The organism is Marinitenerispora sediminis (assembly GCF_003336425.1).
Classification (GTDB): Bacteria; Actinomycetota; Actinomycetes; order Streptosporangiales; family Streptosporangiaceae; genus Marinitenerispora; species Marinitenerispora sediminis.
This window is the reverse complement of the sequence record NZ_QEIO01000020.1, coordinates 1-17,835: the sequence shown is the minus strand read 5'-3', so window position 1 is coordinate 17,835 and position 17,835 is coordinate 1. Positions and strand designations below refer to the sequence as shown.

Sequence of the window (17,835 nt, the reverse complement as noted above, 5' to 3'; positions counted from 1 at the left end):
GTGCGCTCGGGCGCAGCCGGGAGAACGCCTCCCCGCTGCGGCGGCCGCCCTGCCCGGTCCGCAGGGCGGGGCCGGGTGTCGCGCGACAGCCGAAGGCCGGTCCCCCTGCGAGCGGGGCCCGCCCCCGCGCCCGGTCGGCGCCCGACGTGCCGGCGGCCGGCGGCTATCCGGGAGCGCGGCGGCCCCTCCGGCGCCCCGCCGACGTACGCCGCCCGCGGTTCGGGGCTGTAAGGCGCCGCCTGGCGGAGCCCTACAGCCAGCCGCGCACCTTCTCCAGCAGCCGCACCGGGTCGCCGGCGACCGGGGTGAGGTTGAGGTGGGTGACGCCCGCCTCGCGGAACGCCTCGACGCGCTCGCGGACGTAGCCCTCCGGGCCGACGAGGTTGGTCAGCTCCACCATCTCCCGTGGCACGGCAGCGGCCGCCTCCTCCTTGCGTCCGGCCAGGTAGAGCTCCTGGATCCGCTCGGCGGCCTCCCCGTAGCCGTACCGGCGGGCCAGCGAGTTGTAGAAGTTGCGTCCCGGCGCCCCCATGCCGCCCACGTACAGCGCGATCTGCGGGCGGGCGAGGTCGAGCAGCCGCCTGGTGTCCTCGCCCTCGCCGATGGCGATCATGCCGCCGGCCGCCACCGCGAGCGGGCCGAGCGCCGGGTCGCGCCGGGTGCGGCCCGCGGCCAGGGCCGCCCCCCACACCTGGTCGGCCTTCTCCGGGATGAAGAGGATCGGCAGCCAGCCGTCGGCGATCTCGGCGGTCATCTCGACGTTCTTCTCGCCGAGCGCGGCCACGTACAGCGGGATCCGCGGCCGGACCGGGTGGTTGATGATCTTCAGGGGCTTGCCGAGCCCGGTGCCCCGGTCGGGCGGCAGCGGCAGCGTGAAGACCGCGCCGTCGTGGGTCAGCGGCTCCTCCCGCGCCCACACCTTGCGGCAGATCTCGATGACCTCGCGGGTGCGCGCCAGCGGGCGGGTGTAGGGGACCCCGTGCCAGCCCTCGATGACCTGCGGCCCGCTGGCGCCGAGCCCGATGACCGCGCGGCCGCCGGAGAGGTGGTCCAGCCCGGCGGCGGTCTGCGCGATGAGCGTGGGGGTGCGCGTGTAGACGGGCAGGATGCTCGCGCCGATCAGCACCCGCTCCGTGCGCGCCGCGAGGTAGCCCATGAGGGTCGGGCTGTCGAACCCGTACGCCTCGGCGACCCAGACGGTGTCGAGTCCCGCCTTCTCCAGTTCCACGACCTGGTCCACCGACCGCTTCAGGTCCCCCGCGTAACCCAACGGCATGGAGATGCGCATCTGACGTGGCCTTCCCTGTCGGTCGCCTCCGGACCGGCTCATGCTACCGCCGAGTAGGGTTCGGTTTCGAGGGCCGGGCACACGAATGACCGCCCCGGCGGCGGGGCCGCCGGGGCGGTCTGTGCGGGGGCGCGGCTCAGCTGTAGGAGTGCTCCGGGTCCGGGAAGGCGCCCGAGACCACTTCCTCGGCGTAGCTGCGCGCCGCGTCCGCCAGCGTGTCGGCGAGGTTGGCGTAGGTCTTCACGAACTTCGCCACCCGGGGGCTCAGGCCGGCCATGTCCTGCCACACCAGCACCTGCGCGTCGGTCCCGGACCCGGCCCCGATGCCGATGGTCGGGATGCCGAGCTCGGCGGTGACGCGGGTCGCGAGCTCGGCCGGCACGCATTCCAGGACCACGGAGAAGGCGCCCGCCCGCTCCAGTTCCTTGGCGTCGGCGAGCAGCCCCGCCGCGGCCTCGCCGCGGCCCTGCACCCGGTAGCCGCCGAGCGTGTGCACCGACTGCGGGGTGAGGCCGAGGTGGCCCATGACCGGGACCCCGGCCGCCACCAGGGCCTCCACCTGCGGGGCGACCCGCCGGCCGCCCTCCAGCTTGACGGCCTGTGCGCCGCCCTCCTTCATGAGCCGGGCGGCGGAGTCCAGGGCCTGCGCGGGCGACGCCTGGTAGGAGCCGAACGGCAGGTCGGCGACGACGAGGGCGCGCCGGGTGGCCCGCGCGACCGCCGCGGTCAGCGGGACGAGGTCGTCCACGGTGACCGGGATGGTGGAGTCGTGGCCGTAGACCACCATGGCGGCGGAGTCGCCGACCAGCAGGACGGGGATGCCCGCCTCGTCGAAGACGCGGGCGGTCAGGGCGTCGTAGGCCGTCAGCATCGGCCAGCGCTCCCCGCGCTCCTTGGCCAGTGCGATGTCGCGGACGGTCACCCGCCGGGTCGAGGCTCCGCCGTACAGGGCGGGGGCGGCGGACGTTGTCGTGCTCATTGCGTTCCCTCCGTCGTCTCGAAGCGCCGAACGGCGTCCCCGGACGTAGTCGGTAACGGTGCCGGACCACGGGGTGTGCGGTTTCCGGCCGGTGCTCACATTTTCGCACGCGGCTTCCCGGCGTACCCGGCCGCGGTCCGGCTCCGCGCCGGCACGGGCGGATGAATTCCGGCGCGTGGCGGGTTGGGGAGAAGAAGGGCAGGACGGGCGGGTCCGCTTGTGAAACGCGGCGGCCCGTACTGGAATGGTGCGCGCCCGTCGAATGACGTCCTCATGGAGGGGCCGTGGAGCACGCAGGGGGACATCCGAGGCGCTGGGTCATCCTGGGCGTCCTCGTCATCAGCCTCCTGGTGGCGGTGCTCGACAACACCATCCTCAACGTCGCCCTGCGGGTCATCTCCGACCCCGAGGAGGGGCTGGGCGCCAGCCAGAGCGAGCTCGCGTGGGCCATCAACTCCTACACCCTGGTGTTCGCCGGCCTGCTCTTCACCTGGGGGATCGTCGGCGACCGGCTCGGGCGCAAGCGGGTGCTGATGACGGGGCTGGCCATCTTCGGGCTGGGCTCGCTCGCGTCGGCCTACGCGCACAGCCCCGACCAGCTCATCCTCGCCCGCGCGCTCATGGGGTTCGGCGGCGCGGCGATCATGCCGCAGACCCTCTCCATCATCACCAACGTCTTCGACCCCGGCGAGCGCGCCCGCGCCATCGGCATCTGGTCCGGCGCCGTGGGGCTCGCGCTGGGCATCGGGCCGCCGCTGGGCGGCCTGCTGCTGGAGCACTTCTGGTGGGGCTCGGTCTTCCTGATCAACGTGCCGATCGTGGCGGTCGGCCTGGTGCTCATGGCGTTCCTGGTGCCGGAGTCGCGCAACGAGCGCCCCGGGCGGCTGGACCCGCTCGGCGTGCTGCTCTCCATCGTCGGCCTGGTGCTGCTGGTCTACGGCATCATCGCCGCGGGGGAGCGCGGGTCCCTGGCCGACCCCGACGTCTACGGCGCCCTCGCCGCCGGAGCGGCGGTGCTCGCGGCGTTCGTCGTGCACGAGGCGCGCACCGACCACCCGGCGCTGGACGTCCGGCTGTTCCGCAACCCCCGCCTGGCGGTGGCCGTCGCGGCGATCATGCTGATGTTCTTCGCGCTGTCCGGCGTGCTGTTCTTCATGAACTTCTACTGGCAGAGCGTGCGCGGCTTCACCCCGCTGCACGCGGGCCTGCTGGTCATCCCGGTCGCCCTGGCCCAGATCCTCGTGGCGCCGGTCAGCCCGTTGCTGGTCGCGCGGTTCGGACCCAAGGCGGTGTGCGCGAGCGGGATCGGCCTCGCCTCGGCGGCCCTCGGGTGCTACTCGCTGGCCTCGACCGACACCCCGGTGTGGATGATCGAGGCGGTCTTCTTCGCACAGGGCGCCGGCATGGCGCTGGTGATGCCGCCGGCGACCGAGTCCATCATGTCCTCGGTTCCCAGGGAGAGCGCAGGGGCGGCCTCCGCGGTCCAGAACACGGTGCGCCAGGTCGCCACGGCGCTGGGCGTGGCGGTGCTGGGGGCGGTCGTCTCGGCGGTCTACCGGGAGCGGACCGGGCCGCTGCTGCACGACCTGCCGGCGGCGGTTCGGCAGCCGGCGGGGGAGTCGATCGAGGCGACGCTGGCCGTGGCCCGCCGCATGGGGGCGGCGGGAGAGCACCTGGTCGCGCCCGCCAAGGAGGCGTTCCTGGCCGGGATGCACCTGGCGGCGCTGTGCTCGTTCGCCGTCGGGATCACCGGCATGGTGATCGTGCTGATCTGGCTGCCGCGGCACAGCGCCCGGGCGTCGGCTCCCGAGCCCCGCGCCCGCGCGGACCGCCCGGCGGTGGGCGGAGGCGGGGGCGGGGACGCCGAGGCCGGCCACCCGGCACCCGGCGCCGGGACCCCGCCCCGCCGGGACGAGTGAGCGGCCCGGAGAACCCCGGGGACCCGGCGGTCCCCCGGCCGCCGGTGCCGCTCGTGGCTTACGACCATTGAGGAACCCCCATCAACGATCTAGGCCCCCGTGGCCCGCAGGCCGTCGAAGACCACCCTGACGAGCGGGTCGTCGATCCGCGCGCCCGGACGGCAGACGGCCACGCTGATCAGGGCGATGACCTCGCGAGCGGGGATGTCCCGGCGCAGCGTGCCCTCCCGCTGCGCCCGCGCGGCGGCCCATTCGAGCTCGGCGTTCACCGCCTGGACGAGACCGGGGAGTTCGGCGCGGCCGGGCAGGGCGGAGCCGCCGGTGACCGACGTGGCGAGCGCGAGCGGCAGCTCCGTGCACCTGCGCACGATCAGCCGCAGCGCCTCCCAGCCGGAGACGTCCTGTTCCGACACCGCCCGGCCGTAGTCGAGGAGCCGCTGCAGCGCGTCGACCGAGATGGCCTCCACCAGCGCCCGCCGGTCGGGGAAGTGGCGGTAGAGCGTGCCGACGCCGACCCCGGCCGCCCGCGCGATCTCCTCCATCGACACCTCGGGACCGCGCTCGACGAACAGATCGGCGGCGGTCGTGACGATGAGCTCGCGGTTACGTCGCGCGTCGGCTCGCACGCTTCCTCTTCTCCGTCAGGAACCGGAATGTTGGCTTCACGTTATCGTAGTGAACCGGAACATCCGATTCCGCTTTGAGGCGACGGTGCGGACAGGTGCGTACATCAACAGTGACGGACTCGACCTAGAGTCCCTCGTGGGGGAGGCCCGTGCGGGGCCATGGCCGGGATGGACGCCGTCTACCTCTCCCAGACGGCGGCGTGGGACGCGCTGACCCTCGCGGCGCTGCTGGGGCCACGCGTGCGGGGGTCGGACTGGGAACCTCCAGCATTGCGACCTATCCCCGCCATCCCCTCGCACTCGCCTCCCACGCCCTCACCGCGCAGCGAGCTGGCGAACTACCGGTCGATCCTGGACCCGCAGGGCAAGGCGGGGATCGTCGACACCGTCGTGGCCGGGGACGACGCCGCCGTAGCCCGGGAGTTCCGCCGCTACGCCGACGCCGGGGTGACGGAGCGGGTGGTGATCCCGGCCGGCGGCCCCGCCGAGCGGCGGCGGACCCTCGACCTGCTCCGCGAAACGCGCGGCGAGGCATAGCGCGGCGAGGCGTAGCGCGGCGAGGCATAGCGCGGCGCGGCGTGCGCCGCCCGGCACTGCGACGGCGCACGCCGGCCGGCGCGCCTCACTGCCGCGGCACCCTGGAGCCGGCCTCGCGGGCCTTGCCGAGCCCCTCCGCCACGCGGGAGTACAGGTCGTGCACGTCCCGCAGCCGCCGACCGGGCCCCCGGCCCTCGCGGTCGTTGACGAGGTCCAGCTCCTCCCCGGTCAGGTCGCGCAGCTCGGCCACCATCCGGGCACGCGTGCGGAACAGCTCCTCCCAGTGCGCACGCGGCGGCATCTGGAACGTCGTGTCCGCCCCGCCCGGCTCCCCGTTCTGCTGGATGGCCCGGGCTCCGGCGAAGGCGCACAGGATGCCGCCGACCTCCTCGGTGCTGAGGCGGGTGCCCTGGGAGATCTGGACGGCCGTCTGCGCCTCCGGATCGCACACCATCAGGTAGCCGGCGACCCGGCCCCACGATTCGGGCAGGTCGCCCGAGACGAAGACCTGGCCCACACGGTCCGTGTAGTTCGCCACCTCCTCACGGGTCGGGTGGTGCGTCGCGGTGTCAGCCATGGCGTCCCCCTTCCGGACTCCCGAGCCCCGGACCCCGCCGCCCGGACTCCCCACAGTCCATCGGACCGCCGCACCCGGCACGGGGAAAAGGGCCCATGGTCCCGCCGGACCATGGACTTGGCCCCGACCGGGCGGAAGGAGAGCCGGCAGCCCGGGCACGGCAGCCGGGCCTGGTGGACTGAGGTCCGCTGGGGTAACGGTGCGGTCAGGCGCTGGCTAGCGCGCGGAACGCCGCGCGGCCGCCCGGCAGGCAGAGCCGGACAGCGTTGACCGCGCCGATGACGACGGCGAGCAGCGTCAGCGCCCGGCCGGCGGTCTGGGCGGCGAGCATGAACCGCAGCCACCGAACGTCGTCGCCCGAGGTGTAGGCGAACCAGCCGAAGGACGCGGTCGCCGCTCCCGCCGACGTGGCCGCGTAGGCGGCCACCAGGAGCCCCGACAACCCGACCACCGACCACCACACCGCCGGCGTCGCCCGCCCCACGACGGTGAGTAGCCCGCCCGCGACGGCGGCCGCGGCCCCCGGCAGCAGCGGGAGCTGCCAGGGCACCTGGAGCCCGACCGCGCCGAGGAGGGGCAGAGCGGTGGCGGCGAGGGCCACCAGGGCCACGCCGAGTTGCACCGCCAGCAGCACGCGGGTCCAGCGCAGCACCGCGGCCCGCGGGGCCGGGATCTCAGGGGAGGGCATGCGGGGGATTGTAGGGCCCCGGAGTGAGCGCGCCGGCCCCCGCCTCCCGCGCGGTGGCCGCGCCCGTGAGGCGTGTGGTGTGCCCGCCGGCCGGGGGCGGACGCTCCCGGGGACGCCGAGGGCGCTGCGGACAGGGCTGCCATGTCGGCAGTACGCTGCGTGAGTACGGACTGTCATGGACGTCACCGTCTCCGACCGCCCATGTCCACCCGGTCAGCGCCAGTGGGTGTCCACTGGCAGCGGTGATCAGCGGACGCGCACCGTCCGCGGAGCTATCCAGGATGGAAACCAGGAGGCATGCAGTGCCCGAGACCCACACCCGGGAGACGTTCACCCGCCACGTCGCGCGGAAGGAAGCGGAACGGCGGGGGATCACCGTGGACTGGAACGCGGCGGTCCCCGAGGACGTGCCCGCGGAGCTGCGGCACGCGGTCTTCCGGGTGCTGGACCGCGGCTGGTGCGTGTGGGGGACCACATCAGCCGACGAGATCGTGACACCGGCGGAGCGCGACTTCTACCCGCTGGAGGCCGCTCTCCCGGACCGGTGGTCGCCCGTCGGCTGGAACGGCGTGCGGCTGCACCCGGCGGCGGGCGCCTGACCGGCCGAGCCCCGCGCGCAGGAGGCGCCCGGCCGCCACCCGGCGGCCGGGCGCCTCCGGACGCTCACGGAGCCGGCGCCCTCACAGGGTCGGCAGGTACCGGTTCAGCTCGTACGGCGTCACCTGGCGGCGGTACTCCTGCCACTCCGCCTTCTTGTTCCGCAGGAAGAAGTCGAACACGTGCTCGCCGAGCGTGTCGGCCACCAGCTCGCTGTTCTCCATCGCCCGGATCGCCTCGTCGAGGCTCTGCGGCAGCGGCGAGATGCCCAGCGCGCGGCGCTCGGCGTCGGTGAGCGCCCAGACGTCGTCCTCGGCGCCCTGCGGCAGCTCGTACCCCTCCTCGATCCCCTTGAGCCCGGCGGCCAGGATCAGGGCGTAGGCGAGGTAGGGGTTGGCGCCGCTGTCCAGCGAGCGGAACTCGATCCGGCTGGAGTTGCTCTTCGTCGGCTTGTACATCGGGACCCGCACCAGCGCCGAGCGGTTGTTGTGCCCCCAGCAGACGTAGGCGGGCGCCTCGCCGCCGGCGCCGGCGGAGGCCGCCGCCTGGTCCCACAGCCGCTTGTAGGAGTTGGTCCACTGGTTGCAGACCGCGGTGATCTCCGTGGCGTGGCGCAGCAGTCCGGCGATGAAGCCCCGGCCCACCTTGGAGAGCTGGTAGTCGGCGCCCGGCTCGTGGAAGGCGTTGCGGTCGCCCTCGAAGAGCGACAGGTGGGTGTGCATGCCGGAGCCCGGGAACTCCGTGAACGGCTTCGGCATGAAGGTGGCGTACACCCCCTGCTCCAGCGCCACCTCCTTCATGACCAGCCGGAACGTCATGATGTTGTCGGCGGTGGTCAGCGCGTCGGCGTAGCGCAGGTCGATCTCCTGCTGGCCGGGGCCGCCCTCGTGGTGGCTGAACTCCACCGAGATGCCCATGGCCTCCAGCATCATGATGGCGTTGCGCCGGAAGTCGTGGGCGCTGTTGTGCGGCGTGTGGTCGAAGTAGCCGCCCGAGTCGTTCGGCTCCGGGAACTCGCCGTACTCCGGCTTCTTCTTCAGCAGGTAGAACTCGATCTCGGGGTGCGTGTAGAACGTGAACCCGAGGTCGGACGCCTTGCTGAGCTGGCGCTTGAGGACGTAGCGCGGATCGGCGTAGCTCGGAGTGCCGTCCGGCATGAGGATGTCGCAGTACATCCGCGCCGTTCCGTGCGGTTCGTTGCGCCACGGAAGGACCTGGAAGGTCGAGGGGTCCGGCTGTGCGAGCATGTCGGCCTCGTGCACGCGGGCGAAGCCCTCGATCGCCGAGCCGTCGAAGCCGATGCCCTCGGCGAAGGCGGCTTCGAGCTCGGCCGGAGCGACGGCCACCGACTTGAGGTACCCGAGCACGTCGGTGAACCACAGTCGCACGAACCGGATATCGCGCTCCTCCAACGTGCGGAGCACGAATTCCTGCTGTCGGTTCACGGTCCACCTTCCTCATGAATCATCACGCACGTCCGTACGCGTTCCTACCAGACGTGATACCCCAACTATGCCCACTCGGGGTTTCCCCGACGTTAACGCACCAGGTAAACGGGGTTCCCGGCGCCGGATCGGGGCGCGGACCGCCAGGTCAGCGGCCCCCGGACGCGCCGGAACCCGGACGAATGGCTAGGCTCGATCGCGTGGCACAACTGCGGATCGCTCTGGCTCAGATCAACTGCACGGTCGGAGACCTCGACGGCAACGCCGACCTGATCGCCGCGTACGCGCGGCGGGCAGCCGACGACGGCGCGCACCTCGTCGCGTTCCCCGAGATGGCGCTGACCGGCTACCCGGTCGAGGACCTCGCGCTGCGCCGGTCCTTCGTCGAGGCCTCCATCGGCGCCGTGCGCCGGCTCGCGGCGCGGCTCGCGGACGAGGGACTGGGCGAGCTCCCCGCCGTGGTCGGCTTCCTCGACCGCCGGGAGGGGGCCGCGCAGCGCTACGGCCAGCCCACCGGCATGCCGCAGAACGCGCTCGCGCTGCTGTACCGCGGCGAGGTCCGGGTGGTCTCGGCCAAGCACCACCTGCCCAACTACGGGGTGTTCGACGAGTTCCGCTACTTCGTGCCCGGCGACACGCTGCCCGTCGTGCGGGTGCACGGCGTGGACGTCGCCTTCGCGATCTGCGAGGACCTGTGGCAGGACGGCGGACCCGTGGCGGCCGTGCGCGACGCCGGCGCCGGGCTGCTGGTCGTGCTCAACAGCTCCCCCTACGAACGCGACAAGGACGACGAGCGGCTGGCGCTCTGCCGGCGCCGCGCCCGCGAGGCGGGCGCCGCGCTCGCCTACGTCAACATGGTGGGCGGCCAGGACGAGCTCGTCTTCGACGGCGACTCGCTCGTGGTCGACGCCGAGGGCGCCCTGCTGGCGCGCGCCGCGCAGTTCGAGGAGGCGCTGCTGGTCACCGACCTGGAGCTGCCGGCTCCCAGCGAGCCGCGCCCGGACGACACCCTCGCCACCACGGATATCGAGATCCGCCGGCACACGCTGTCGGAGCGGCCGGTCGACCCCTACGACCCGCGCCCGTCCACCATCGCCGACCGGCTGGACGACCTCGCCGAGGTGTACGCCGCCATCGTCACCGGCACCCGGGACTACGTCCGCAAGAACCGCTTCGGCTCGGTCATCCTCGGCCTGTCCGGCGGCATCGACTCCGCGCTCACCGCGACCATCGCCACCGACGCCCTCGGCCCCGAGATGGTCAACGTGGTGCTGATGCCCAGCCGCTACTCCAGTGAGCACTCCGTCACCGACGCCGAGGAACTGGTCAAGCGCCAGGGCATCACGGCGCGCACGGTGGCGGTCGGCCCGATGATCGACGCCTTCGAGGCGGCGGTCGACATCGACGGCCTGGCGGCGGAGAACCTGCAGTCCCGCGTGCGCGGGCAGCTGCTCATGACGCTGTCCAACCAGTACGGGCACCTGGTGCTCACCACCGGCAACAAGAGCGAGCTGGCCACCGGCTACTCCACCCTGTACGGCGACTCCGCGGGCGGCTTCGGTCCGATCAAGGACGCCTGGAAGACGCTGGTCTGGGAGCTGGCGTCCTGGCGCAACGCCGAGGCGGCGCGCCGCGGCGAGGTCCCGCCCATCCCGGAGAACTCCATCACCAAGCCGCCGAGCGCCGAGCTGCGCCCCGGCCAGCTCGACACCGACTCGCTGCCGGACTACCCGGTGCTCGACGCGCTGCTGGACGACTACATCGGCACCGACCTGGGCCGCGCCGAGCTGATCGCGGCCGGCCACGACCCCGCGCTGGTGGACCGGGTGATCCGGCTGGTCGACCGCGCCGAGTACAAGCGGCGCCAGTACCCGCCCGGCCCCAAGATCAGTAAGCGCAACTTCGGCCGCGACCGGCGGCTGCCCATCACCAGCCGCTGGAGCTGACCGGACGCCGCGGGCGGCGGCGCCCGGGCCGGGACCCGGTCCGGGCGGGGACCCGGTCCGGGCCCCTCCCCGGCGGCCCGACCGGGCACGGTCCGGCGGCCGGGGAGGAAACGGCTTGGCCGCCCGAGGGCCGCGCCGGTAGGGTTCCCCCGCCCGCGGCCGCCCGGACCGGAGAGCGAATCCCATGACCAGCCAGCACGCGACGACGACCCTGTGGCGGCCGACCGGCCCCGCGGAACTGGACCTGGTCCGCGCGCTGGACTGGCGGGCGTGGCCGCCGCGGCTTCCCGAGCAGCCGATCTTCTACCCGGTGCTCAACGAGGACTACGCGGTGCGGATCGCGCGCGACTGGAACGTCAGGCACGACGGCGCCGGCTTCGTCACCCGCTTCGAGGTCGAGTCGGCGTTCCTGGAGCGCTACCCGGTACGGCAGGCCGGCGGCCGGACCATCCTGGAGCTGTGGGTCCCGGCTGAGGAGCTCGACCTGTTCAACGCGCACATCGTCGGCCGCATCGAGGTGGTCCACGAGTTCCGCTGAGCGGCGCCGGCGGGCGCCGGCTCCCGCCGTGGCGGAGGTGGCGGCGGTGGCACGGCCGCCCCGGAGGTGGCGCTGGTCGGCCGTGGTCCTGGGGTTCGCGGTCGCGGGATGCTCGTCCTTCCCGGCCGTGGAGACCGGCCTCTCCGGCCGCCACCCGCGACCTGCTCAGCCCCGAGCAGGCGGCCGGCTTCGAGCCCTCCGGGACCTCGGCGGACGGCTGCGGGGAGACCGTCGCCGGCGACTCGGTGTGCGGGGCGTCCCCGCCGCCCGCCGCTCCCCGGTACGCGCGGCTGCTGCGCCGCGAGGGCTACCCCGGCCGCCGGGACCCGGGTCGGGGGCGAGGGGCTGTCCATCACCGGGTAGCCGGCCCTCGGCGCTCCCGGCGCGGGCATGCTGGTGCCTCGGCCTGGTGCCTCGCCCTGGCGCCTGACAGCAACCTCGTCTCGCCGCGGCGGACCGCAGGTTCCGAGCAGCTGCCGGACATCGCGCACCACCGCGGCAAACGTCTGCTGACGTCCGCCGCCACGCGGCAGCGGGCGGAACTCGCGCCTGCCCCGCGGCGAGCCGCGGCGGTCACCGGGCAGGCGACGCCCGGTGCCCCCGGTGCACGCTGCCCCGGTTCCCCGGGCCCCGGCACGGAGAACCCCCGTTCACGGTGGTGGCGGCCGCCACCTCGGGGAGGTGGCCGTCGCGGTGCGGCGGCCGGGCGCCGCACCGCGACAGCTGGTCGGGGCCCGGGTCCGTGAAGGCCCGGAGCGCCGTGGTCGGTACGAGCGGGAGCGCCGCCGTCCCGTTCCAGGACGCCGCCCCGGTGTCCGGCGGGAGCTCCTTCCCCTCGGGGCGCGGCAGCCGGCCTCTGCCGGGATCGCCTTGCCCACGGCCGGGCCCGCCGATAGCCTGGAAGGCTTTCCGCTCCCGTGGACCGGGCCCCTGAGTGGCCGTCCATCCGGGGACCGCGGAAGGCGTGGTCGCCGTGGGGCGTCCACCGGAGCACGGCACGCGGCGGTGCCGGTCCGGCGGGATGGCGCGCGGCTGGTGCGAGGACGACGGAAGGGAGGTGGCGCCGTGCGGCGGTTGCCCTAGCCGCCCGCCCGGAAGGTCCGGGAGCTCGGGCGGCGGGTTCCGGAAGGAACGAGATGTCCCGCACGGACAAGACGAAGCCGCTGTGGGTGCGCCTCGCGGAGCACGGCCACCGGCCGGTCCACGACCACCGCTTCGGCCCCTGCGACCTGCCGCCGCATCCGACGCGCGAGGACAGCGGCACCCGCTGCCGCTGGTACCCCGGCATGGTGGTGTTCGGCCACACCTGCTGCTCGGGGTGCCGCGTGCGCTCCCACATCCGGGAGTGGCAGGCGATGGTCAGGGCCGCCAACCGCAGGGAACGCTACGCCGGGCGGCGCGAGGCCCGTCGCTACGCCACCGGGCAGGAGACCGACTGACCCCGCGCCACAACCGCATCGAGGACCGACGCGGGTCCGCCGCTCCCGGTAACCCGGGAGGCGGTCCCGCATCGGCCCGCACACCACCGCCGCACGTCGCCGGTGCCGGCCAGGCCGCTCGGCCGCCGCGGCCTACCGGCCGCCCCGCCCCGCGCCGGGCGCTACCACCCCGTCCGGCCGACCGGCCCTCTCGGGCGAGTCGGCCCCTGCGGCCCGGCCGATGCGCCGGCCGCGCAGCTCGGGGATGAGCGTGGTTCAGTCGGTGCGGCCTGCCCGGGCACGGCCCAGTCGCCGGCGTGGCCGGCGGTGAGGAGCGCTGCCACCGGCCACGTGCGTCGGCCGGCTCACCGGTCTGACCGCGACGGCTGTCGGCCAGGGGCCCGGCCAGGCCGGATCCGCTGCCACCTGGCACGCCCTCGTGCTCCGGCCGTCGATTCGACGCGGATACGCGGTGGCGGTCTCGGGGATCTCTTCGGCGGTCTTCGCCCCTGCGAACGGCCGGGGATGCTCATTCCAGTGGTCGATCCATGACCGCAGGGCAAGCTCACGTGCTTTGCCGGACGTAGAGAGAGGTACCCCGCCGGACCATCCGGCGGGTGATCGGGAAAGGAACCGCTCCGCCACGTCCATCCGACCGGAGTGGGTGGGGATGGAACGCAGCGGGAAACGGGGGGCCAGCATCCAGGCAGTCCCTGATGGCCGGCGCCTCGCGCGTTCCGTAGCCGTCCAGCACGAGACGGAACGTCAAGCCCACGAGGTGCTTCCCCGTCGGCCCGGACCAGGAACTTCCGGAGCTCGGCGGCGCGGTGCCTGCGGAGGCGGGAGGAGGCCGCCTTGCCCCGACGCCGCGTCCAGGACCGCGAACACGGGGGCCGTACCAGCCCGAACGCGGTCGCGGGTCTGGTGGCCCGGCACCGCGGGCATCGTCGGAGGGATTCAGGTGCAGGCCGGCGGCATCGCGGACCGTGCACCTGGTCCGCGGCGACCGCGCCACGCACAAGACGCCCGCGATCGAGCGGCGGCTGCTGGCCCGTCCCCGGTCGCGCATGCGGTTCACCCAGGCCAGCGCTTCCCGGCCGAACCTGGTCGGGCGGTGGTTCGCCGTCCCCGACGCCGAACTCGTCCGCGTCGCGGTAGCCCAAGTGCTCCTGCTGCGCTCGACTCTGAGCACCACTGGATGCACGCGGCACCCTCCCGGACCGGGCACCTCTTCCCGCGCCTGCCCGGCCAATCGAAGTACAACCGGCACCTGCGCGCCCTAGCCCCGGTGCTCTTCGCGGTGGCCCGGCGGCTGGCCCGCGCCACCCCCACCTACCAGGAGAAACACCGGCTGATGGACGGCACCCCGCTGCCCTGCGGGGCTTCGCGCGCCACGGTGGACCGCTCGGGCCTGGGCGAGATCGCTGGCTAGAGGCGTGACGCCTTCCACCACGCCTTCTACCGGGGCGCCAAGCTCCTGCCCATCATCACCGCAGACGGAGCCGTCACCGCGTTCTCCCTGGCCAACCCCAGGGAGCGGGACGAACGCAAGCAGGCGGTGCACCTGCTCACCGCGGTGCCCATCGCACCGGGGCCCTGCCCCGTCGTGGGCGACAAACGCTTCGCCGGGGCCGGGATCGAGGCGGCCATGGCGGGCCTGGGCCATGTGCTCATCCGTCCCGCCCGCGCTGATGAGCCCGACACCGGTGTGTTCCCCGGATGGCTGCGCCAGCGCATCGAGGCGGTCATCTGGACCCTGAAGAACCAGCTCGGCCTGAAAGCGCCACGCCGCACGCACCACCGAGGGGCAGTGGGCGCAGTGTGTCAGCGCGTCCTCGCCCTCAACGCCGCCATCTGCACAACTGGCTGATCGGCGCCCCGGTCAAGCGGTCACTGACCGCTTATGACCACTGACCAGGACACCAAGCTCCCATCAACGATCTAGCCCAGCCCCAGGTCGCGGGCGCGGGCGGCGGCCTGGCCGCGGTTGGGGAGGTCGAGTTTGGCGAGGATGCGCGACACGTGCACGCTCGCGGTCTTCGCCGAAATGAACAGCTCGGTGGCGATCTGGGCGTTGGTGTAACCCCGGGCCAGCAGCCGCAGCACCTCAGTCTCCCGCGCGGTCAGGCCGGCCGGTGCGGACGGGGGAGCCGACGCCGACGCGTCCAGCGACAGGCCCAGGCGCCGGGCGAGGTCGGTCACGCGGAGCTCCAGCAGGGCGGCGCCGAACTCCTTGGCGATGTCGGCGGCCGACCGGAGCCGCTCGCGGGCCAGTACGCGGTCGCCGCAGCAGGCGGCCGCGTCGGCGGCCTGCAGCAGCGCTTCGGCGTGCGCCAGCCGGTACTCCGTCGACGAGCCGGAGGCCACCGCCCGCTCCCACGCGTCCCGGAGCACCTCGGGGGCCGCGCCGTCGAACACCGCGATCCACGCCAGCACCATGTCGTGGTGCGCCGCGCGGGCCGGTCCGTGGGCGGTGATCGTCTCGTGGACGTCCAACAGCCTGCGCCGCAGTCCGGCCGCCTGTTCGGCGTGCTCGGGCAGCCCGGCCACGGCGTCGCGGCTCGCGGCCAGTGCCCGCGCGGCCAGGCTGCTGAACTCCCAGCGGTAGCAGGCGCCGGCCCGCACGTCCACGCGCTCGAAGGTCCGCAGTGCGATGTCCAGCGCCCGCAGCGCCTCGCCCTCGGCCAGTGCGGCCTCCATGGTCAGCATGGCCAGCGACATCACTGACTGCACCCGGCCGGTGACGAGGACCCGGTCGGTGCGCAGGTCCGCGAGCGACGCGGCGACGGCGGCCTGGTCCCCGCGGGCCAGCGCCACCCGGCCGCGCAGCACCTTCAGCAGCGAGGCGTGCAGCGGCGCCGGCGACCAGCTCAGCGCGGCGTCGATGAGCACCGCCGCCTCGTGCAGATCCCCGAGCTCGAACATGATCTCGGCGCGGTTCAGCGCGACGAACGCCCCCTTGGAGCGCAGCATGCTGAGTTCGCGCGCCCGCTCCAAGCCGTGCCCGGTCAGCTCCAGCGCCTCGTGGTGCCGGCCGAAGTCGCGCAGCAGCGAGGACAGGTTGCCGATACCGCGCAGCTCCAGTTCGGGCTCGTGGATCTCGACGGCCAGCGCGATGCCGCGCCGCATGCTCCGGATGCCCGCCTCCACGTCACCGGTCTCGCCCTGCACGGTGCCCAGGGTGATGACGGCGTCGGACACGGCGCAGAAGTCACCGTGCTCGGTGGACCGCGCCAGGGCCTCCGTGGCGAGCTCGGCCGCGGTGAGCCTGCAGTGCGTGCTGTCGAGGGCGAGCATGCCGGCGGCGAGCCGGTCGGTGGGCAGCGTGCCGCCGCGCAGCATCAGCTCGCGCGCGATGATCGCCAGCAGCCACCCGTAGCCGTGGTGCTCCGGCGGGTGCAGGTCGAGCGCCGCGAGCAGGTCCTCCATGGCGGCGTCGTCGCCGAGCTGGATGCGGATGCGGCCCCGGCTGCGCAGGAGGACGGCACGGCGGGTGCGGGTCCCGGCGTCGTCGGTGTCGGGAAGCAGGGAGAGCGCGAGATCGGCCAGTTCCCGGCCGCGCCGGAACTCCCCGCTCTCGAACGCCGCCATCACGGCGTGCCGCAGTACCTCCACGAGGTCGGCGTCCACCAGCGCGCCCGGCTCCGGGACCCGGTCCCACAGCTCGATGACGCGCTCCAGCATGCGCAGCTGCTCGGCGAAGGCCAGCGCCTCGCCGGCCCGCACCGCCGCCCACCAGGCGGCGCTCAGCGCGCGCGGCAGCTCGTGCGCGGCGTGGAAGTGGTGCGCCTGCACGGCGGCCAGGCGGTCGGCCGGCACCAGATCGGGCCGGACCTCCAGCGCCTCGGCGAACCGCAGGTGCAGCCGGGCGTGCGCGCCGGGCAGCAGCTCCTGGTGCACCGCCTCGCGCAGCAGCGAGTGGCGGAACCGGTAGCCCTCGCCGTCCACCCGCAGGACGTTGGCGTTGACAGCCGCGCCGAGCGCCTCGTCGAGCTCGTCGAAACCGAGCCCGGCGACGTGCGCGAGCAGCGCATGGCCGACGTGGTCGCCGCTGACCGCGCCCACGGACGCGATCCGGACGACGCTGCGCGCTCGTTCGGGGAGCCGGTCGACGCCGGCCAGCAGCAGTTCGCGCGGCTGGCTGGGGACCGGTGAGTCCAGGATGTCGCCGAGGTCGCAGGAGTCGAGGAACGACTCCACGAAGAGCGGGTTGCCGGCGGTGCGCTCGTACAGCGCCGCCGCCTGCTCCGGCGCCAGCTCCCTCCGGCGGATCGCCGCGGCCTGCTGGGCGACCTCCTCGGGGGAGAGCGGCCGCAGGGTCAGGTGGCCGACCGTGGGCAGCCGTTCCAGCTCGGGGATCAGCCGGCGCAGCGGATGCGACCGGTGCAGGTCGTCGGAGCGGTAGCTGGCGACGATCTGCACGTGCGCGGTGTCGAGGTTGCGCACCAGGAACACCAGCAGGTCGCGGGTGGCGGCGTCGGCCCAGTGCAGGTCCTCCAGGACGACGGTGAGCCCGGCGGGTTCGGCGGCGCCGGCCAGCACCCGCAGCACCTCCTCGAAGAGGCGGTTGCGTGCCTCGCGGTGCTCGCCGGGCTGCTCGCCCAGCTCGGGCAGCAGGCGGGCGAGCTCCTTCCCGCCGCCGGTCACCAGGCTCGCGAAACGCTCCTGGCCGAGTTCGTGCAGCAGGTGGCGCAGCACGGTGACGAAGGGGGCGAACGGCAGGCCGTCGACGCCCAGTTCCAGGCACCCGCCCGCGACGACCGGTCCGCCGGGCACCTGCTCGGCGAACTCGCGCAGCAGGCGGGACTTGCCGACTCCGGCGTCGCCGCCGATGAGGATGGTGCCCGCCCCGCCGGTCCGCGCGGCGTGCGCGTGGTCGAGCAGGGTGCGCAGTTCCGCCGCCCGCCCGACGAGAACCGGACTGGTGCCGTGCGAACTCATGACCTCCAGTATGCCGTTCTGGGACGGTATGCCGGAATCAATTTTTCGGGCCGCCCGGTGGGCGCCGCCGTGGGACCAACCAGGCCCGGGCCGCATACCGTGCGCCCCGCGGGCGGGGGCGGTCAGCGCCGCCCCGCCGCCGCGAGCTCCCGGCCGTCCGTCGGCGGCGCGTCGGCCGGAGCGGCCGGAGTCACCGCGGTGGCGGCCGGGGTGCCACCACCGGCGTCGCCGCCGGAGCCGCTGGCCCGCCCCCGCTCGTCGCGGCGCGCCCGGGCGGCACTCCGCCGCCGGATCTCGCGCTCACGGTCGGCGATCCGCTCGCGCGCCACGGCGCCG

Annotated in this window: 14 protein-coding genes and 1 pseudogene; 7 read left to right on the top strand and 8 right to left on the bottom strand. The window is 74.2% G+C overall.

Annotated elements, in window-relative coordinates; genetic code table 11:
* Window positions 1–250: 250 nt before the first annotated feature.
* Both DEF28_RS06080 and panB read right to left on the bottom strand, forming a co-directional pair.
* On the bottom strand, window positions 251–1,288 hold the full coding sequence (locus tag DEF28_RS06080; RefSeq protein ID WP_114398957.1) for an LLM class F420-dependent oxidoreductase: 1,038 nt from the start codon (window positions 1,286–1,288) through the stop codon (window positions 251–253).
* A gap of 136 nt (window positions 1,289–1,424) precedes the next feature.
* Window positions 1,425–2,267, bottom strand: coding sequence for a 3-methyl-2-oxobutanoate hydroxymethyltransferase (panB, locus tag DEF28_RS06075; protein WP_114398956.1), 843 nt, complete (start codon window positions 2,265–2,267; stop codon window positions 1,425–1,427).
* A gap of 284 nt (window positions 2,268–2,551) precedes the next feature.
* On the opposite strand from panB, the gene DEF28_RS06070 reads away from it, so the two are divergent.
* Window positions 2,552–4,186, top strand: coding sequence for an MFS transporter (locus DEF28_RS06070; protein ID WP_114398955.1), 1,635 nt, complete (start codon window positions 2,552–2,554; stop codon window positions 4,184–4,186).
* Window positions 4,187–4,275: 89 nt separating this feature from the next.
* Here the strand turns inward: DEF28_RS06070 and DEF28_RS06065 are convergent, their stop codons facing one another.
* Window positions 4,276–4,812, bottom strand: coding sequence for a TetR/AcrR family transcriptional regulator (locus tag DEF28_RS06065; protein WP_114398954.1), 537 nt, complete (start codon window positions 4,810–4,812; stop codon window positions 4,276–4,278).
* A gap of 159 nt (window positions 4,813–4,971) precedes the next feature.
* On the opposite strand from DEF28_RS06065, the gene DEF28_RS06060 reads away from it, so the two are divergent.
* Window positions 4,972–5,349: a hypothetical protein gene (locus DEF28_RS06060; protein ID WP_114398953.1), complete on the top strand. Its 378-nt coding sequence runs from the start codon at window positions 4,972–4,974 to the stop codon at window positions 5,347–5,349.
* A gap of 85 nt (window positions 5,350–5,434) precedes the next feature.
* On the opposite strand, the gene DEF28_RS06055 is transcribed toward DEF28_RS06060, so the two are convergent.
* Together DEF28_RS06055 and DEF28_RS06050 are read right to left on the bottom strand one after the other, a co-directional pair.
* Window positions 5,435–5,926, bottom strand: a complete 492-nt coding sequence (locus DEF28_RS06055; protein WP_114398952.1) for a hypothetical protein — start codon at window positions 5,924–5,926, stop codon at window positions 5,435–5,437.
* A 205-nt stretch (window positions 5,927–6,131) separates the two neighbouring features.
* A complete protein-coding gene (locus tag DEF28_RS06050) occupies window positions 6,132–6,614 on the bottom strand; it encodes a hypothetical protein (RefSeq protein WP_147280168.1) in 483 nt (160 codons plus the stop codon).
* 302 nt (window positions 6,615–6,916) lie between these two features.
* Here DEF28_RS06050 and DEF28_RS06045 point away from each other — a divergent pair, with 302 nt between their 5' ends.
* Window positions 6,917–7,213 (top strand): hypothetical protein, encoded by a 297-nt coding sequence (locus tag DEF28_RS06045; protein ID WP_233515124.1) that lies wholly within the window; start codon window positions 6,917–6,919, stop codon window positions 7,211–7,213.
* 81 nt (window positions 7,214–7,294) lie between these two features.
* Here the strand turns inward: DEF28_RS06045 and glnA are convergent, their stop codons facing one another.
* Window positions 7,295–8,656 (bottom strand): type I glutamate--ammonia ligase, encoded by a 1,362-nt coding sequence (glnA, locus tag DEF28_RS06040; protein ID WP_181874360.1) that lies wholly within the window; start codon window positions 8,654–8,656, stop codon window positions 7,295–7,297.
* Window positions 8,657–8,856: 200 nt separating this feature from the next.
* On the opposite strand from glnA, the gene DEF28_RS06035 reads away from it, so the two are divergent.
* The 4 genes and pseudogenes from DEF28_RS06035 to DEF28_RS29165 all read left to right on the top strand — a co-directional run bounded on the left by DEF28_RS06035 (window position 8,857) and on the right by DEF28_RS29165 (window position 14,472).
* Window positions 8,857–10,602: an NAD+ synthase gene (locus DEF28_RS06035; protein WP_181874359.1), complete on the top strand. Its 1,746-nt coding sequence runs from the start codon at window positions 8,857–8,859 to the stop codon at window positions 10,600–10,602.
* A 184-nt stretch (window positions 10,603–10,786) separates the two neighbouring features.
* Window positions 10,787–11,140, top strand: a complete 354-nt coding sequence (locus DEF28_RS06030; protein WP_114398948.1) for a hypothetical protein — start codon at window positions 10,787–10,789, stop codon at window positions 11,138–11,140.
* 1,136 nt (window positions 11,141–12,276) lie between these two features.
* Window positions 12,277–12,579: a hypothetical protein gene (locus tag DEF28_RS06025; protein WP_114398947.1), complete on the top strand. Its 303-nt coding sequence runs from the start codon at window positions 12,277–12,279 to the stop codon at window positions 12,577–12,579.
* Window positions 12,580–13,625: 1,046 nt separating this feature from the next.
* A pseudogene (locus DEF28_RS29165) lies at window positions 13,626–14,472 on the top strand (IS982 family transposase).
* Window positions 14,473–14,499: 27 nt separating this feature from the next.
* Here DEF28_RS29165 and DEF28_RS28955 read toward each other — a convergent pair.
* Together DEF28_RS28955 and DEF28_RS27450 are read right to left on the bottom strand one after the other, a co-directional pair.
* Entirely contained in the window at window positions 14,500–17,499 is a 3,000-nt protein-coding gene (locus tag DEF28_RS28955; protein ID WP_220269994.1) for a helix-turn-helix transcriptional regulator, read from the bottom strand.
* Between the two features lie 122 nt (window positions 17,500–17,621).
* Window positions 17,622–17,835: hypothetical protein (locus tag DEF28_RS27450; protein WP_199493150.1), on the bottom strand; the 214-nt coding region annotated here is incomplete at its 5' end.

What these genes read in the sequence shown, in the direction of transcription:
- DEF28_RS06080 (WP_114398957.1), bottom strand. Translation starts at nt 1,288, where the DNA reads ATGCGCATCTCCATGCCGTTGGGTTACGCGGGGGACCTGAAGCGGTCG.
- panB (WP_114398956.1), bottom strand. Translation starts at nt 2,267, where the DNA reads ATGAGCACGACAACGTCCGCCGCCCCCGCCCTGTACGGCGGAGCCTCG.
- DEF28_RS06060 (WP_114398953.1), top strand. Translation starts at nt 4,972, where the DNA reads ATGGCCGGGATGGACGCCGTCTACCTCTCCCAGACGGCGGCGTGGGAC.
- DEF28_RS06055 (WP_114398952.1), bottom strand. Translation starts at nt 5,926, where the DNA reads ATGGCTGACACCGCGACGCACCACCCGACCCGTGAGGAGGTGGCGAAC.
- DEF28_RS06050 (WP_147280168.1), bottom strand. Translation starts at nt 6,614, where the DNA reads ATGCCCTCCCCTGAGATCCCGGCCCCGCGGGCCGCGGTGCTGCGCTGG.
- DEF28_RS06030 (WP_114398948.1), top strand. Translation starts at nt 10,787, where the DNA reads ATGACCAGCCAGCACGCGACGACGACCCTGTGGCGGCCGACCGGCCCC.
- DEF28_RS06025 (WP_114398947.1), top strand. Translation starts at nt 12,277, where the DNA reads ATGTCCCGCACGGACAAGACGAAGCCGCTGTGGGTGCGCCTCGCGGAG.
- DEF28_RS28955 (WP_220269994.1), bottom strand. Translation starts at nt 17,499, where the DNA reads ATGAGTTCGCACGGCACCAGTCCGGTTCTCGTCGGGCGGGCGGCGGAA.